We start from the raw sequence: 15,565 nt of genomic DNA on the forward strand, positions 1-15,565 counted from the left end.
TAAACTATATTTTACGTTTTACCACGTAATCTATCATGGTTAATAGCGAACTTTTATATTCAGATTCTGGGTAATTTTCTAAAATAGCTATTGCTTTATTTTTGTAGTCATTCATTTTAACGGTGGTATATTCTATACCGCCATTTTCTTTTACAAAAGCAATTACCTCTTTTACGCGTTTTTTGTCTTTATTGTGTTTTTTGATAGAATTGATCAACCAAGATTTCTCTTTTTTAGAACAGGTGTTTAAAGTATAAATCAAAGGCAGTGTCATCTTCTGTTCTTTAATATCAATTCCGGTAGGCTTACCAATTTTATCGTCGGTATAATCAAACAAATCATCTTTAATTTGAAATGCAATACCAATATATTCTCCAAATTTTCGCATTTGCTGTACCGTGTCATTATTTGCACCAACCGAAGCTGCACCAATACCACAACAAGCTGCAATTAAAGTAGCTGTTTTTTGTCGAATTATATCAAAATAAATATCTTCTGTAATGTCTAATTTTCTTGCCTTTTCTATTTGAAGCAATTCCCCTTCGCTCATTTCACGAACAGCAATAGAAATTAGTTTTAGCAAATCGAAATCTTCATTATCTATGGATAACAACAATCCTTTTGATAATAAAAAATCACCAACTAGAACTGCAATTTTATTTTTCCAAAGTGCATTTACAGAGAAAAAACCACGTCTTCGGTTACTTTCATCCACCACATCATCATGCACTAAAGTAGCAGTATGAATCAATTCTACAACAGAAGCACCTCTATATGTTCTTTCATCAAAACCACCATCAGAAACCATTTTTGCTACTAAAAAAACAAACATTGGTCGCATTTGTTTTCCTTTTCTACGAACAATATAATAGGTAATTCTGTTTAAAAGCGGAACTTTAGACAACATAGAATCTTTGAACTTCTCTTCAAAGAGTTCCATTTCATTTTTAATGGGAAGTTTAATAAGTTCTACTGGTTTCATTTTACGAAAAATAAATTCGAAGCAAAAATAATAGATTAATAATAAAAACAGAGTTTTAAACAAAAAAACAATAATTTTACACTAAAATTTATCTATTTATTAAGACTAAAAAAACAATGAGAAAAGCATTTATCTATTTTATTATTTTATTTCTATTTCAAAACGTAATTTTTTCGCAAGAAACAATGCTTTGGAGAGATGTTGATATTCAAAAATTTGGAAAAGAAACCATTTACAAAGATTTAAAAGGAGACAAATTAAAAGGTACTTTTAAAATTGCTGAACATGATGGATCTTATTCTGAAATTTCATTTACAGATGGAATTATTTTTAATATGCGCATAAATTATGATAGTAATGGTAACTTACTTTCTGAAGTAAATTATAAAGATGGCCTTAAAGAGGGAGGTTTCACTACTTATTTTGAAGATAAATCTATAGAACAAAAAGGAAATTTCTCTGCTGGTAAAAAAACTGGAGAATGGATTACCTATAATAATGAAGGAGAAAAAATAGAGAAAGAAAACTATAAAAATGATTTAAAACATGGAATCTTTTGGAAAAAATCTAACTACAGAAGAAATACAGAAAAAATTATTATCAGTCAAGAAGAGTATCAAAATGATATTCCTAAAGGAACTTGGTTTAGTAAAATTGAAGGAGAAAACCTTCTTTTTGAAAAAAAATACACTGCACCAAAAACGTATACTTTAAAAGCATATCATACAAACGGAAATCTAAAATATGTCCAAAACTATAAAGAAGGTAAAAAGGATGGTTATTGGTTTGAAAAAAATGATGAAGGTATCTTAAAATGGGAAAAAACATATCTTTCTGAAGGTGATTATACTGAAAAAAGGTTTTATGACGATGGTACTTTACGCTCTAAAAAAACATATAAAGACAGACGTGTTGATGGCGAATATGTTCAATATAATAAAGAAGGAGAAAAAACAAAAGTTGAGTTTTTTAAAAATAACAAAAGACACGGCAAGTGGTTTAGACAATATTCTGGAGGTACTATTTATTTAGAAGAATATAATTTAGGAGAACCTAGTGGTAATTGGGTTGAAAAAGATAAAGATGGAAACGTTACCTACGAAAAATCTTACAAAAGCCCTAAAAGTTATGCTTATAAAAGATATCATATAACAGGAAAATTAAAAGAATCTGGAACCTATGAAGATGGAAAATTAGAGGGAGATTATTTTAAATACAATGTAAACGAAATGGTTTTGGTTAAGCGATTCTATGAAAAAGGGAATCCAATTAATTTAGAATCTTATTTTGAAAATGGAAATAAAAGAGAAATTATAAAAAGAATAGGAAAATCTGACAATGCTACTGTAGAAATATATAATAGTGATGGTGTTTTAATTAAAAGTGGAAATTTTTTCAAGAAATATAAAAACGGATTGTGGAAGTTTTTTGATTCTAAAAAAGGCAGATTACTTGAAGAGATTACCTATGAAAACAATTACAAACATGGCCTTTACAGAAAATATAACGCAGCTAATACCCCTTCTATAGAAGGTAATTATGCAAATAACGATAAAGATGGTATTTGGAAACACTATAGTTTGGCGGGAGATGTAACTCAAGAAATTCTTTATAAACTGGGTAAAAAAATATCTACAAAAACTTTTAATTAAACAATTATAAAGAAGATAAAACTCATTTAATAAGTTACTGATTTTTAATTTTCTACTATCTTAGAGCTAAAAATTTACAAACTAAATTACTATGCAAAACATTCATTTTCCAATTACTTTCGAATTTAAAATATCTACACTAGCCAATGATTTTACCGCAAAAGATAGCAGCGGAAAGCCAATTGCTTACGTGCGTCAAAAAATGTTTAAATTAAAAGAAGATATTCGTATTTATGAAAATGATACAAAAGCGAAATTAAATTATCAAATTAAAGCTGATAAATGGTTAGATTTCTCTACTGCGTATTCTTTTTTTGATGAAAAGGGTGTAGCGTTTGGTAAAGTTGCTAGAAAAGGATGGAAATCTCTTTGGAATGCTCATTATGAAATTATAGATCAGCATCAAAAAAAACAATATGTAATTAACGAGAAAAATCCGTGGGTTAAGGTTTTAGACTCTATGCTTGGAGAAATTCCTGTTTTAAGTTTTTTTACTGGGTATCTTTTTAACCCAACCTATTTGGTAAAAAACTCAAAAGGTGAAACTGTTGTAGAGCTTAAAAAATTAAAATCTTTCTTTGGGAAAAACTTCGAAGTTTCTAAAATAGGCGAACTAGATAGCGATGATGACGATAGAGTTATCTTGTCTTTAATGATGTTTGTTTTACTAGAAAGAAGAAGAGGTTAAATCTGTTTCTTAAAAACATAAAAAAGAGCAAAACAAATTTTAAAAATTTGTTTTGCTCTTTTTTATGTTACACTATATTTTTCTAAAACTTAAGATTTGTTTGCCAACTGACCGCAAGCAGCATCAATATCTTTACCTCTACTTCTTCTTACATTTACAGTAATATCATTCATTTCTAAATTAGAAATATAATTATTAATTGCAGACGCACTAGCTTGTTGAAACTCTCCATCATCAATAGGGTTGTATTCTATTAAATTGATTTTACAAGGCACCGCTTTACAAAACGCAACTAAAGCCTTAATATCCTCTTTTCTATCATTAATTCCACCCCAAACAATATATTCATACGTAATTGCTCTTCCTGTTTTTTCGTACCAATATTCTAAAGACTCTCTTAAATCTTTTAAAGGAAAAGTAGCATTAAAAGGCATTACTTTAGTTCTAATTTCATCGATTGCAGAATGTAATGAAACGGCTAAGTTAAATTTCACCTCTTCGTCTGCCATCATTTTTATCATTTTTGGCACACCAGATGTAGAAACTGTAATTCTTTTAGACGACATACCTAAACCTTCTGGAGATGTAATCATCTCTATAGATTTCATTACGTTTTTATAGTTCATAAGAGGTTCTCCCATTCCCATAAAAACAATGTTGGTTAGTTTCTTGTCATAATACAATCTACTTTGCTTATCAATTACTACAACCTGATCGTAAATTTCATCTGGGTTTAGATTACGCATTCTTTTTAAACGTGATGTTGCACAGAATAAACAATCTAAACTACAACCAACCTGACTAGAAACACAGGCTGTTGTTCTTTTTTCTGTAGGAATTAAAACAGATTCTACAATTAAACCATCGTGTAATTTAATTCCATTTTTTATAGTTCCATCTTTACTTTTTTGCATAGAATCTACTTTGATATGGTTAATAACAAAGTTTGCTTCTAACATTTCTCTGGTTTCTTTAGAGATGTTTGTCATTGCATCAAAGGTATGTAAAGACTTACTCCAAAGCCATTCATATACTTGATTTCCTCTAAAGGCTTTGTCGCCATTTTCTACAAAAAAATCGCGTAATTGTTCTTTAGTTAAGGCTCTTATGTCTTTCTTTTTAGTCAAGTTTTCTAGTTTTTAAAAATAGAGTTGCAAAAATACGCATATAATTTTAGCTTATTACTATATTTTGCTAATTGGCTGCGTTAGTGATTGAAGTGGCATCCTTTTTTGTTTTTTTAACAAAAAAGATATAACGGAAAGCGCGACCTTTTTAGGGAACGCCAAAAAACAGAAAAACTGACAATTAAAATAACTGTCAGTTTTTAGTTTTTAAATTCTTAACGGTTCGTATCTTAAAACTAATCGATTTAAAAGCATCAAATTTTTCGGTAAGCACAGAGTTTAACTCAGCTAAAAACCTTAAACGTACTACTGCTTTGCCTATTTTTATAGATACTTTATTACCTGTCTTCTTTTTTATGTTTCTAAAACTTATACAAGTTTAATCCAGTCTCTTTATCAGAATAACGATCAACAGTACCATCAAAACTTTCTATAACAAACTCTCCAGCTCCATTAATTTTAGCGGTAAGCAAATGTCCTGCTAACGCAGAATAATCGTAACGACCAAGTGTTATGTGCATGTGTATGTAGTGCTTCTCATTTTGTTGAGAAATATTACCTGTTATGTTGGTAATTTCCATTTGTTCAGAAAAAGTTTTATCTACAAACTTTTTAGTCGCTGGATCAAGAATTCGTAAAGTTGCTTCATTTACAGCACCAAGACCAGTAATTGTTCCTGCTTTTATATCTTGTTCTTCAACAAACGCAGTAATTGCTTTTGTAATCTCAGAATGGTTTAGAATACTTATAACATACTTGTTACCAAACTGCTTGTAAGTGTATAATTTAGAATTTGATTGTGCGTTTGCTAAAAAAGATACTGTAAGACACAGTACTATTAAAATTGAACGTTTCATTTTGTATACTATTTTAAGTTATAAAATTAATAACACTCTTTTATGATATCTATTGTTAAACTATCTGCCTTTTTTCCAAGATCATTCTTTAATACTAAAAAATGCGCTGTTTGATTATGAAAGTCGATTGCTTCTTGAGATTTCCATTCTTCTAAAATGATAACCTTTAAGCTGTTATTAATATCTTCATGTAATACATATGAGATATTACCTTCCTCTTTACGTGTTGCATCAGTTACGGTTTGCAACATGCTTAAAACTTCTTCCTTAAACTCAGGTTTTACAATAATTGTAGCTATAATTTTTAATTTACTCATAATAAATACTATTAAAATTAATTTTTACGATATATTTTCTTTTATGCGTCTAAACCAATAATATGAAATTTTAAATAAGGTTAAACAGTTTCCGTTGCCTTTTTTATTATTTCATATTATGTAAGATATTTGTTTACCAACACCCACTAACAGCACTATATAATTAACATAGCATCTCCGTAAGTAGAGAATTTATAACCTTCTTTTATTGCTACTTTGTATGCTTCCATAACAAAATCGTAACCACCAAAAGCAGCTGCTTGCATTAATAAGGTAGATTTTGGTGTGTGAAAATTAGTAATCATTGCAGTTGCAATACTAAAATCATGCGGAGGAAAAATAAATTTATTTGTCCAACCTGTATAACCGTTTAACTCACCTTTAGAAGAAACTGAAGATTCGATAGCTCTCATTACTGTAGTACCAACAGCACAAACTCTTCTTTTTTCTTTTTTAGCTTTATTAATTTTATCGGCAGTAGCATCTGAAATATCAATTTGCTCAGAATCCATTTTATGCTTCGATAAATCTTCTACTTCTACTGGGCTAAATGTGCCTAAACCAACGTGTAATGTAGTTTCTGCAAACTCAATTCCTTTAATTTCTAAACGTTTCATTAAATGTTTAGAAAAGTGTAAACCAGCAGTTGGTGCTGCAACAGCTCCTTCATGCTTTGCGTAAATAGTTTGGTAACGCTCATCATCTAAAGGCTCTACATCTCTACCAATTGCCTTAGGTAATGGAGTTTGACCTAATTCTAATAATTTTGCTCTAAATTCTTCATAAGAACCATCAAACAAAAAACGTAAAGTTCTACCTCTAGAGGTTGTGTTGTCAATAACTTCAGCAACTAAACTATCATCGTCTCCAAAAAATAATTTGTTTCCAATTCTAATTTTTCTTGCTGGATCTACTAAAACATCCCACAATCTATTTTCAGAATTTAGTTCTCTTAATAAAAACACCTCTATTCTAGCGCCTGTTTTTTCTTTATTACCATACATTCTAGCAGGAAAAACTTTGGTATTGTTCAACATCATAACATCACCTTCTTCAAAGTAATCTATAACATCTTTAAAAACCTTATGTTCTATGGTTTGTTCTTTCCTGTTTAATACCATTAAGCGAGACTCATCTCTATGTTCAGCAGGATACGTTGCTAACAATTCTTCTGGTAAATCAAATTCAAAATGCGATAATTTCATATATATATTTGCTTATAACAACTGCAAAGATACGATATCGGGATAGGCGTTGTCAAGTGTTTGCCTAATTATTTACACTTTATCTATTTTAATGCCAATTTGTTGCATGTCATCCCAAAACTTTTGATACGATTTTGTAACCACTTCAGCATTTAAAATTTTAATAGGAACTCTTAGCGCCAAAGGTGCAAATGCCATTGCCATTCTATGATCGTTATACGTTTTAATAGCAATATTAGAATTTATTGTCGAAGAAATATCTAAATGTAAACTTTTATCTGTAACAGAAATTGTAGCACCTAAATTTGTTAATTCGTCATTTAGAGCGACTAACCTATCTGTTTCTTTAATTTTTAAAGTATGTAAACCCATTAAATTACACGCAATATTTTCTGCAAAACAAGTTACAGCAATTGTTTGTGCAATATCTGGTGCATTTTTTAAGTCGATTTCTAAAGTTGCCTTCTTTGTTTCTTTTACTTTTTTTAAGGTGATAAAATTTTCACCGAAAACAGTTTCTACTCCAAAATGTTGATAGATTTCTGCCAAACAAGAATCTCCTTGTAAGCTTTCTTTTTTATACGCTGATAAAGAAATTTCCGATCCTATTTCTGCCAAAGCAGCAATTGAATAAAAATAACTTGCAGAAGACCAGTCTGATTCTACCACAATCGTTTGCTTTTCTACAGATTTCTTAGGCAATACTTTAATGATATTTCCTTCAAAATTAGTTTCTATTCCTAATTGATTTAACAAACTTAACGTCATGTTTATATAAGGAACTGAAGTAATTTTACCCAGCAATTCAATTTTTAATCCGTTTTCTAATTTTGATGCAATTAGCAACATCGAAGAAATATATTGACTACTTACGTTTCCGTTAATTTGGACTTTATCTGTTGTAATTTTAGCACCTTTAATTCTAATTGGAGGATACCCAACTTTATCTTCGTAAGAAATACTTGCACCTAAATCTGATAAAGCATTTACCAAGATTTCAATGGGTCTATTTTGCATTCTTTCAGAACCTGTAAGAACCACTTCTCTACCTTCTTTTACAGCAAAATAGGATGTTAAAAAACGCATTGCAGTACCAGCATGACCAATATTTACAACTTCATCTGTTGTAGAAAGTGCATGTTGCATGTGCACAGAATCATCTGAATCTGATAAATTTTCTATAGAAAGTTCTGGAAATAAATTTTGAAGAATCAACAATCTATTCGATTCACTTTTAGAACCAGAGATTGTTATTTTCTCATTAATCTTTTTATCTCCTAAAACATTTAATAATATATCCATCTCCGTAAGTTCTATAAATTGATTTTTTTAACAAAGTGCCAAAGTTACTACTCAAAAGAGTTTTAACAAAGTTTCTTTGCTTTAAATAAGTGTAAAAATTGAATGCTTTTACTAAGAATTAATAGAGATATCACTCTTTAAATCCAATTCTATTGCATTTTCTAAATCTTGCAAATGTGGTTGTCTTACTTTTAATTTTGTTGCTGCGTGCGCTTTCTTATTCAACTTAGCAAACATGCCTGCTACTTTTATTGTAGTTGGTAACAAATGGTCTGCAGGAACAATTAGGTCTAAAAAACCAGCTTTTACGGCATCTTTTGGGTTGTAAATTTCAGAATTATTTACACTTCTGTTTAAATACACCTCAGACAATCTAGATTTTGCAATCGCAATACCAGCATTGTGCATGGTCATCCCAATCATTACTTCATTTAATCCGATTTTAAAATCGCCTTCTACTCCAATTCTATAATCTGCAGAAAGCAATAAAAAGGCCCCTTTAGCAATAGCGTGACCAGAACAAGCGATAATTATTGGTTGTGGAAAAGACAACATTCTCAAAGATAATTTAGAACCTTTTGTTACCAGTTCTTTTGCCGCTTCTGGTGATTTTGTCATCACTTTTAAATCGAATCCTCCAGAGAAAATTCCGTTTTGTCCCGTAAGAACAACTACTTTATTTTCGGTTGCTGCTTTGTCTAACCCAGCATTCAAACCTTCTATTACTTCATGAGAAATCGCATTTGCTTTTCCGTTATTAATCGTAATTAAAGCGTAATTTTCTTCTGATTGATAGGTAACAAATTCGTTCATTATTTTTATATTTTAAAACAAGTTACAATATAATCTAAAATTACAACATCAACAATTCATCCTTCATCATTCATTTTATTTGGGCGTTACCTAAAGGTCGGGTTTGGAGTTTATCTTGAGCGAAGTCGAAAGGCTACAATCTTTTTATTCGTACCTCAAAAAAAGGATTTCCACTTCACCCCCTAACGCAACCTACTTGCCAACAATCTATAATTGAAGATTTATTAGTTATTATTTGTTTATTTTTGCCAAAAGGAAAGAATTTAAAACTCCTTTTATATACAGAGGTTTAAAACACATGGATAAAATTAAAAAGTTTTTTCTTCAATTTCAACAAAGTTTCTCTTTCGTTTTTCTATTAAAATGGACTTTTATTTGCTTACTTATTGGCGCATTAACAGGTAGTACTTCTGCCGTTTTTCTATGGACTTTAGAATGGGCAACAAATTATAGAGAAGCAAACCAATGGATTATTTGGTTGTTACCTATTGCAGGTTTTGTAATTGGTTTATCGTATCATTATTATGGAGAAAGTGTTGTAAAGGGGAACAATTTATTACTAGAAGAGTTCCACAACCCTAAAAAAGTAATTCCTTTTAAAATGGCTCCTTTGGTCTTTTTAGGTACTATTCTTACGCATTTGTTTGGAGGATCTGCAGGACGTGAGGGAACTGCCGTACAAGTTGGTGGCGCTATTGCAGATCAGTTTACAAAAATTTTTAAATTAAATAATTTAGATCGAAAAATTATATTGATTGCTGGTATTAGCGCAGGTTTTGCTTCTGTTTTTGGAACGCCTTTAGCTGGTGCTATTTTTGCACTTGAAGTAATGGTAATCGGTCGTATAAAGTTTGATGCAATAATACCGAGTTTTCTTGCCGCTGTTTTTGCAACCTATTTTTGCAATGTTTGGCAAATTTCTCATCACACACATTACACTATTTCTACCATTACTGCATTAACGCCTGCGAGTATTTTATGGGCTTTGTTAGCAGGTATTATTTTTGGATTGGCAAGTATGCTATTTTCTAAATCTACGCACTTTTGGGGAGTATTTTTTAAAAAACAAGTTAAATATGCACCACTTCGTCCGGTAATTGGTGGTATCGTTATAGCCGTAATTGTATATCTTATGGGAACTACAAAATATATAGGACTTGGTGTACCAACAATTGTAGATGCTTTTAATATCGATTTAAATTCTTATGATTTTATCTTAAAAATTCTATTCACTTCTTTTACTTTGGGAGCTGGATTTAAAGGAGGGGAAGTAACACCTTTATTTTACATTGGTGCAACTTTAGGGAATGCTTTAGTATGGTTTATTCCTTTGCCAATGGGGTTATTAGCAGGTATGGGATTTGTTGCTGTTTTTGCAGGAGCTACAAATACGCCAATTGCCTGTACTATTATGGGAATTGAATTATTTGGTGTTGAATCTGGTGTTTTTATTGCCTTGGCTTGTATAACTTCTTATTTATTTTCTGGGCATACGGGGATTTATACTGCTCAAGTTATTGGAAGTCCAAAACACTTATTTTCTAAAATTGAAAAAGGATTAACACTTACTGAAATTGAAAATAATAGAAGTAGAAAATAATTTACTTAGAAGAATTAAAGTCAACGGTATAAAATATACCACATAGTCACATAGTAATATATTTTCTATGTGTCTATGTGGTAGTCAAAATAATTTTTACGCTTATAAAAAACTATGTTTTATCAGGTTCTGATTTGTTTCTAACACTTTAATCACCTCGACATTAACCTTTAAACATTCTAAATATTGATAGTTATTTGTAAAATAGATTACAATTCTATCTCATCAACATCTACCCAATTTTTCTTTTCTACAACAGTTCCTTTATCTAAAATAACAACTCCAGGATTTCCTCTAATAATGGTTTTTAGTGTTGTTTCGTCACAGAATAAAAAGTCGAAAGGCAAGTCATACTTTTCTTTTGCAAGAATTAAATCATCAGAAAAAGAAGCCGAAACTCCATAAACTGTATATCCTTTTGCTTTCGCTTTTGTAGCAATATCTTTAATTGCCGGAAAACCATTTTCATCAGCTTTATCTAAATTATAGACAATTACCAACATTACTTTTTCCTTCTTTAATAATTCTGGTGCTAAATCTGCTTGTTCATCTTCTAACATAAAATCATGCACTGGCGGTATGCTACCATCTTTAGGAAAAACCATTCCTTCTGGAATACTCTTACCAATTGCGTATGCTCTAAAATCGATGATTGGTAAATGTGTTAATACATGTTGTACAATAAACAAGAAAACACCTAACGATAAAAACGTAATCATCTTTGGTATTTTACCTCCAAAAATAGGTTGAATCAGTTTTACTTTTACCAATAAAATAATTATCAATGCAATTAAAATAACGTTTTTATAGAAAGTTCCCCAAGTAGATAATTTCACAGCATCTCCAAAACAACCACAATCGGTAACTTTATTATAGTAAGCAGAGTACCAAGTTAAAAACAAGAAGATAAGAGTTAATAGAAACAAACTAAAAACCGTAAACTTTGGTTTGTAACCTATTAAAATCATCACTCCTAATAATATTTCTGCAACAATAAGTAAAACTGCAAACGGTAATGCAAACGGAATTAAAAATTCCATGTTTAAAACATCCGCAGAAAAATATTCTTGAAACTTATATTGAGAACCAATTGGGTCTACCAATTTCACAAAGCCAGAAAAAATAAATAAGGCTCCGACTAATATTCTTGATAATTGTACTAATATTTTCATTTATTCTAATTTAAACTTTTCTTTAAAAACTATTTTTTTTATTCCTATTCTTAAATACAGATTGCTTCGTTACTCGCAATGACTAAGACTCTGTTACTTTTAAGCTTTGAAACTTTGCAACTATTTTTACCCCAAATGAATCATTGCAAAAATTGCGTAATTAATCATGTCTTGATAGTTCGCATCAATTCCTTCAGAAACTAAGGTTTTCCCTTTATTATCTTCAATTTGTTTCACGCGTAATAATTTCTGTAAAATCAAATCTGTTAAGCTAGAAACACGCATATCTCTCCAAGCTTCACCATAATCATGATTTTTATTCATCATTAATTCTTTGGTAATTTTAGCATGTTTATCATACAAAACAGTTGCTTCTTCCGTATTCAAATCTGGGTTTGCAACAACACCATTTTCTAACTGAATTAACGCCATTATAGAATAATTGATGATTCCAATAAACTCAGATTTTTCTCCTTCATCAACTTTTCTAACCTCGTTTTCTTGTAATTGACGAATTCTTTGTGCCTTAATAAAAATCTGATCGGTTAAAGATGGTAAACGTAAAATTCGCCACGCAGAACCATAATCACTCATTTTTTTTATAAATAAACTTCTGCATTCTTCAATTACAGCATCGTATTGTTTAGATGTATCTTGCATTTTCTCTTGTTAAAAAGTATTTGCTCAAAAATACTAAATCCTATAGGCATTTCATTAATTTTACAAAAGAATTTTAAAACTCATAAAGTTGAAAAAAGTTGTTGTTTTTTGTGGTGCAAGTCTAGGTTTTAATCCTATTTATAAAGAAGCTGCAATAGAGTTAGGAAATCATTTTGCAAAGAACAAAATTGGTTTGGTCTATGGTGGCGGAAAAATAGGAATGATGGGCGCAATTGCCGATACAATTCTTGCTCATAATGGCGAAGTTATTGGAGTAATACCCCAATTATTAGAAAAGGAAGAAGTTGTACATGCTGGTGTAGAAGAAATGATTGTTTGCAAAACCATGAGCGAACGTAAGGTAATAATGAGCCAATTAGTAGACGGCTATATTACACTTCCTGGAGGTTTTGGTACTTTAGATGAATTGTTTGAAGCGCTTACTTTAGGCCAATTATATATTGAACAAAAACCAGTCGGACTTTTAAATATTAATGGATTTTTCGATGCTGTTTTAGTACAATTAGACAAAATGATAGCAGAAGGTTTCTTAAAACAGACCAATAGAGATATGTTAATCGTTGGCACTTCTGTAGAAGATTTAATGCAAAAAATGAACGCTTACAAAGCACCAAAAATCACACACGTAATTAATAAAGTAGTTAGTTAAATGACCATAAATTGCAAAGGTACTTTAGTCGATTTAACATCACCAAAAGTGATGGGGATTTTAAATATTACACCAGATTCTTTCTTTGACGGCGGTAAATATAAAAACGAAACCGATATTCTTTCTCAAACAGAAAAAATGCTTTTAGATGGTGCCACTTTTATAGATGTTGGTGCCTATTCTTCTAGACCAGGCGCTAAACATATTTCTGAAGAAGAAGAACTGCAAAGAATTGTTCCGGTAATTAATTTATTAGTTCAGAATTTTCCTGAAATTATTATTTCTGTAGATACTTTTAGAAGTAAAGTTGCCCAAGAAACCATAAATGCGGGTGCAGCAATTGTAAACGATATTTCTGGCGGAAAAATGGATACTAATATGTTTGCAACCGTTGCCAATCTGCAAGTTCCTTATATTTTAATGCATATGTTAGGTACGCCGCAAAACATGCAGAAAAATCCTATTTATAATAATGTAACGCAAGAAATTATTTCCTTTTTTGCAGAACAAATTCACAAATTACATCAACTTAAATTAAACGATATTATTATAGATGTTGGTTTCGGTTTTGGAAAAACAAATGTTCATAATTTTGAAATTCTTAAAAATTTATCACTTTTTAAAAGTTTAAACGCACCCATTTTAGCCGGAATTTCGCGTAAATCTATGTTGTATAAAACGTTGGATATTTCTGCCCAAGAAGCTTTAAATGCAACTACTTCTGCAAATACTATTGCCCTTTTAAATGGCGCGAATATTTTACGTGTTCACGATGTTAAAGAAGCTGTAGAAGCTGTAAAAATTGTAAATCAGGTTAAATAATCGTCATTGCGAGGTACGAAGCAATCTTATAATTATTAAGAATCTTTTTTTTAGAAGCTATTTCCTGCTTTCCACTATATCTTTTTTACGGCTAGTTCTCGATACAATTTTTCTTCCTTCGTCAGAAAAACCACTCGAACTAACAGTAAAAAAGGATACCGTTTCAATCAGGGCTAAACCTGTTTGCGTACTAATAGCCTAAATTAAATTAGCTTGTCATTCCGAAATAAGCTTTTTCAGCGATTGAGAAAACTCATAATAGTAAAATTAAGTTAATCATAAAAAACATCAAATCTTATTCTCTGGTGCAGAATTTAATAATTGATATTGCTGGCAACAAATTTATTAGTAATTTAGCCTAAAATCAGTCAATTTTCATGTTCGATTTTATTGAATTTTCTTTATTAGATGCTTTAGACATTGTATTAGTTGCCACACTACTCTATTACATTTACAAGCTATTAAAAGGTACAGTTGCTATTAATATTGTAATTGGAATTGCGTTTATTTTCTTAATTTGGAAAATTACACAAGCCTTAAAAATGGAAATGCTGAGTGGTATTTTAGGTTATTTACTTTCCGGTGGAGTTATTGCATTGATCATTGTTTTTCAGCAAGAAATACGAAAATTCTTATTAATGATTGGTACCACAAACTTTACCAATAAACGAAGTTTTTTAAAACAACTGAAATTTTTACATACAGAAATAGGTACAGAGATTGATACAGAAACAATTTTAGATGCATGCAAAAACATGGCTAAAACTAAAACCGGTGCTCTAATTGTTATTGAACGTACCAATGCTTTAGATTTTTTAATAAACACAGGAGATAGCATGAATGCTTTGGTAAATGTGGCTATTTTAGAAAGTGTATTCTATAAAAATAGTCCTTTACATGATGGAGCTTTAATTATTAGAGACAATTATATTGTGGCAACAAGAGTTATTTTACCCGTTTCTGACAGTACTAAAATCCCGTCTAGATTTGGATTAAGACATAGAGCAGCAATAGGAGTTTCAGAAAAAACAGATGCCGTTTGCTTATTAGTCTCAGAAGAAACCGGAGAAATTTCTTACATAAAAGATGGTGGATTTGAGTTGTATGCTGATTTTACTGAACTGGATGAAAAGCTGAAAAAAGATTTAATGTAAGCTTATTAAACATAAAAAAAAACATAAAAAAAGGTTCTCAAAATTGAGAACCTTTTTTCATTTATAATGATTATTTTCTAGTTAGCTGCTGCCATCTTAGATTGAATAGCTGCTAAAACACTTTTGTATTTTTCTACTTCACTTTTATCTAACCCAGAAGTTAATTCTTTTCCTTCTTTTAGTAAAGAAGCTCCCTTAGAAGCCATACCTCTAATTTTCACAAAATCACCCTTAGCTTCTATATAATTTTTAGCATATTGCGCATAACCTAATAGATTCTGTGTTACAGCTTCATTAGAAAAACTAGGAATTGTAACTCCTTCTACTGCAGAAGTTAACTCTTTACTAACTTCTTGTTCAATTTCTTCCTCCTCAATTAACTCTAACTCTTCATTAGCAACCGTTTCGGTTTCTACAACTACTTCTTTTACATCTTTCTTTTCAGATTTACAAGAAGAGAATACTAATGCTCCTATTACGAAAATTGATACAACGATTTTTTTCATTTTTTTTTGATTTGTATTATTAGTATTACAAATGTAAA

Annotated in this window: 16 protein-coding genes; 6 read left to right on the forward strand and 10 right to left on the reverse strand. The window is 30.4% G+C overall.

Annotated elements, in window-relative coordinates:
* Positions 1-4: 4 nt before the first annotated feature.
* Positions 5-982, reverse strand: a complete 978-nt coding sequence (locus GQS58_RS10685) for a polyprenyl synthetase family protein (protein WP_166385679.1) — start codon at positions 980-982, stop codon at positions 5-7.
* Positions 983-1,098: 116 nt separating this feature from the next.
* Here GQS58_RS10685 and GQS58_RS10690 point away from each other — a divergent pair, with 116 nt between their 5' ends.
* Together GQS58_RS10690 and GQS58_RS10695 are read left to right on the forward strand one after the other, a co-directional pair.
* On the forward strand, positions 1,099-2,634 hold the full coding sequence (locus GQS58_RS10690) for a toxin-antitoxin system YwqK family antitoxin (RefSeq protein ID WP_166385681.1): 1,536 nt from the start codon (positions 1,099-1,101) through the stop codon (positions 2,632-2,634).
* A gap of 91 nt (positions 2,635-2,725) precedes the next feature.
* Positions 2,726-3,322 (forward strand): hypothetical protein, encoded by a 597-nt coding sequence (locus tag GQS58_RS10695; protein WP_166385683.1) that lies wholly within the window; start codon positions 2,726-2,728, stop codon positions 3,320-3,322.
* A gap of 89 nt (positions 3,323-3,411) precedes the next feature.
* Here GQS58_RS10695 and rlmN read toward each other — a convergent pair whose 3' ends face one another.
* From rlmN to GQS58_RS10725, 6 genes are all read right to left on the reverse strand, one after another.
* Complete coding sequence (gene rlmN / locus GQS58_RS10700) at positions 3,412-4,449, reverse strand: 23S rRNA (adenine(2503)-C(2))-methyltransferase RlmN (RefSeq protein WP_166385685.1); 1,038 nt, start codon at positions 4,447-4,449, stop codon at positions 3,412-3,414.
* 362 nt (positions 4,450-4,811) lie between these two features.
* A complete protein-coding gene (locus tag GQS58_RS10705; RefSeq protein ID WP_166385687.1) occupies positions 4,812-5,306 on the reverse strand; it encodes a PPC domain-containing DNA-binding protein in 495 nt (164 codons plus the stop codon).
* Positions 5,307-5,332: 26 nt separating this feature from the next.
* Positions 5,333-5,623, reverse strand: a complete 291-nt coding sequence (locus GQS58_RS10710) for a putative quinol monooxygenase (protein ID WP_166385689.1) — start codon at positions 5,621-5,623, stop codon at positions 5,333-5,335.
* Positions 5,624-5,778: 155 nt separating this feature from the next.
* Positions 5,779-6,828 (reverse strand): tRNA preQ1(34) S-adenosylmethionine ribosyltransferase-isomerase QueA, encoded by a 1,050-nt coding sequence (gene queA / locus GQS58_RS10715; RefSeq protein ID WP_166385691.1) that lies wholly within the window; start codon positions 6,826-6,828, stop codon positions 5,779-5,781.
* Between the two features lie 72 nt (positions 6,829-6,900).
* Positions 6,901-8,130 (reverse strand): 3-phosphoshikimate 1-carboxyvinyltransferase, encoded by a 1,230-nt coding sequence (locus GQS58_RS10720; RefSeq protein ID WP_166385693.1) that lies wholly within the window; start codon positions 8,128-8,130, stop codon positions 6,901-6,903.
* 111 nt (positions 8,131-8,241) lie between these two features.
* Positions 8,242-8,943, reverse strand: a complete 702-nt coding sequence (locus GQS58_RS10725) for a crotonase/enoyl-CoA hydratase family protein (RefSeq protein WP_166385695.1) — start codon at positions 8,941-8,943, stop codon at positions 8,242-8,244.
* A gap of 298 nt (positions 8,944-9,241) precedes the next feature.
* Between GQS58_RS10725 and GQS58_RS10730 the strand changes: the two genes are divergently transcribed.
* Positions 9,242-10,543, forward strand: a complete 1,302-nt coding sequence (locus tag GQS58_RS10730) for a voltage-gated chloride channel family protein (protein ID WP_166385697.1) — start codon at positions 9,242-9,244, stop codon at positions 10,541-10,543.
* A 209-nt stretch (positions 10,544-10,752) separates the two neighbouring features.
* On the opposite strand, the gene GQS58_RS10735 is transcribed toward GQS58_RS10730, so the two are convergent.
* Entirely contained in the window at positions 10,753-11,715 is a 963-nt protein-coding gene (locus tag GQS58_RS10735; RefSeq protein ID WP_166385698.1) for a DoxX family protein, read from the reverse strand.
* Positions 11,716-11,841: 126 nt separating this feature from the next.
* A complete protein-coding gene (locus tag GQS58_RS10740; protein WP_166385700.1) occupies positions 11,842-12,375 on the reverse strand; it encodes a DUF1599 domain-containing protein in 534 nt (177 codons plus the stop codon).
* Positions 12,376-12,463: 88 nt separating this feature from the next.
* Between GQS58_RS10740 and GQS58_RS10745 the strand changes: the two genes are divergently transcribed.
* From GQS58_RS10745 to cdaA, 3 genes are all read left to right on the forward strand, one after another.
* Positions 12,464-13,045 carry a TIGR00730 family Rossman fold protein gene (locus GQS58_RS10745; protein ID WP_166385702.1) on the forward strand — a complete coding sequence of 194 codons (582 nt, stop codon included), beginning with the start codon at positions 12,464-12,466 and terminating at the stop codon, positions 13,043-13,045.
* Entirely contained in the window at positions 13,046-13,867 is an 822-nt protein-coding gene (gene folP, locus GQS58_RS10750; RefSeq protein WP_166385704.1) for a dihydropteroate synthase, read from the forward strand.
* 377 nt (positions 13,868-14,244) lie between these two features.
* Positions 14,245-15,021 (forward strand): diadenylate cyclase CdaA, encoded by a 777-nt coding sequence (gene cdaA / locus GQS58_RS10755; RefSeq protein WP_166385706.1) that lies wholly within the window; start codon positions 14,245-14,247, stop codon positions 15,019-15,021.
* 77 nt (positions 15,022-15,098) lie between these two features.
* Here the strand turns inward: cdaA and GQS58_RS10760 are convergent, their stop codons facing one another.
* Positions 15,099-15,527 carry a hypothetical protein gene (locus GQS58_RS10760; protein ID WP_166385708.1) on the reverse strand — a complete coding sequence of 143 codons (429 nt, stop codon included), beginning with the start codon at positions 15,525-15,527 and terminating at the stop codon, positions 15,099-15,101.
* Positions 15,528-15,565: the final 38 nt, after the last annotated feature.

It is taken from the genome of Polaribacter sp. 11A2H (assembly GCF_011379025.1).
GTDB lineage: Bacteria > Bacteroidota > Bacteroidia > Flavobacteriales > Flavobacteriaceae > Polaribacter.

Bases quoted from the DNA above. Each gene is read 5' to 3' on its own strand.
- GQS58_RS10710 (WP_166385689.1), bottom strand. From the start codon at position 5,623: ATGAGTAAATTAAAAATTATAGCTACAATTATTGTAAAACCTGAGTTT.
- GQS58_RS10705 (WP_166385687.1), bottom strand. From the start codon at position 5,306: ATGAAACGTTCAATTTTAATAGTACTGTGTCTTACAGTATCTTTTTTA.
- GQS58_RS10725 (WP_166385695.1), bottom strand. From the start codon at position 8,943: ATGAACGAATTTGTTACCTATCAATCAGAAGAAAATTACGCTTTAATT.
- queA (WP_166385691.1), bottom strand. From the start codon at position 6,828: ATGAAATTATCGCATTTTGAATTTGATTTACCAGAAGAATTGTTAGCA.
- GQS58_RS10760 (WP_166385708.1), bottom strand. From the start codon at position 15,527: ATGAAAAAAATCGTTGTATCAATTTTCGTAATAGGAGCATTAGTATTC.
- GQS58_RS10690 (WP_166385681.1), top strand. From the start codon at position 1,099: ATGAGAAAAGCATTTATCTATTTTATTATTTTATTTCTATTTCAAAAC.
- GQS58_RS10695 (WP_166385683.1), top strand. From the start codon at position 2,726: ATGCAAAACATTCATTTTCCAATTACTTTCGAATTTAAAATATCTACA.
- GQS58_RS10740 (WP_166385700.1), bottom strand. From the start codon at position 12,375: ATGCAAGATACATCTAAACAATACGATGCTGTAATTGAAGAATGCAGA.
- GQS58_RS10730 (WP_166385697.1), top strand. From the start codon at position 9,242: ATGGATAAAATTAAAAAGTTTTTTCTTCAATTTCAACAAAGTTTCTCT.
- GQS58_RS10685 (WP_166385679.1), bottom strand. From the start codon at position 982: ATGAAACCAGTAGAACTTATTAAACTTCCCATTAAAAATGAAATGGAA.
- GQS58_RS10735 (WP_166385698.1), bottom strand. From the start codon at position 11,715: ATGAAAATATTAGTACAATTATCAAGAATATTAGTCGGAGCCTTATTT.
- cdaA (WP_166385706.1), top strand. From the start codon at position 14,245: ATGTTCGATTTTATTGAATTTTCTTTATTAGATGCTTTAGACATTGTA.
- GQS58_RS10720 (WP_166385693.1), bottom strand. From the start codon at position 8,130: ATGGATATATTATTAAATGTTTTAGGAGATAAAAAGATTAATGAGAAA.
- folP (WP_166385704.1), top strand. From the start codon at position 13,046: ATGACCATAAATTGCAAAGGTACTTTAGTCGATTTAACATCACCAAAA.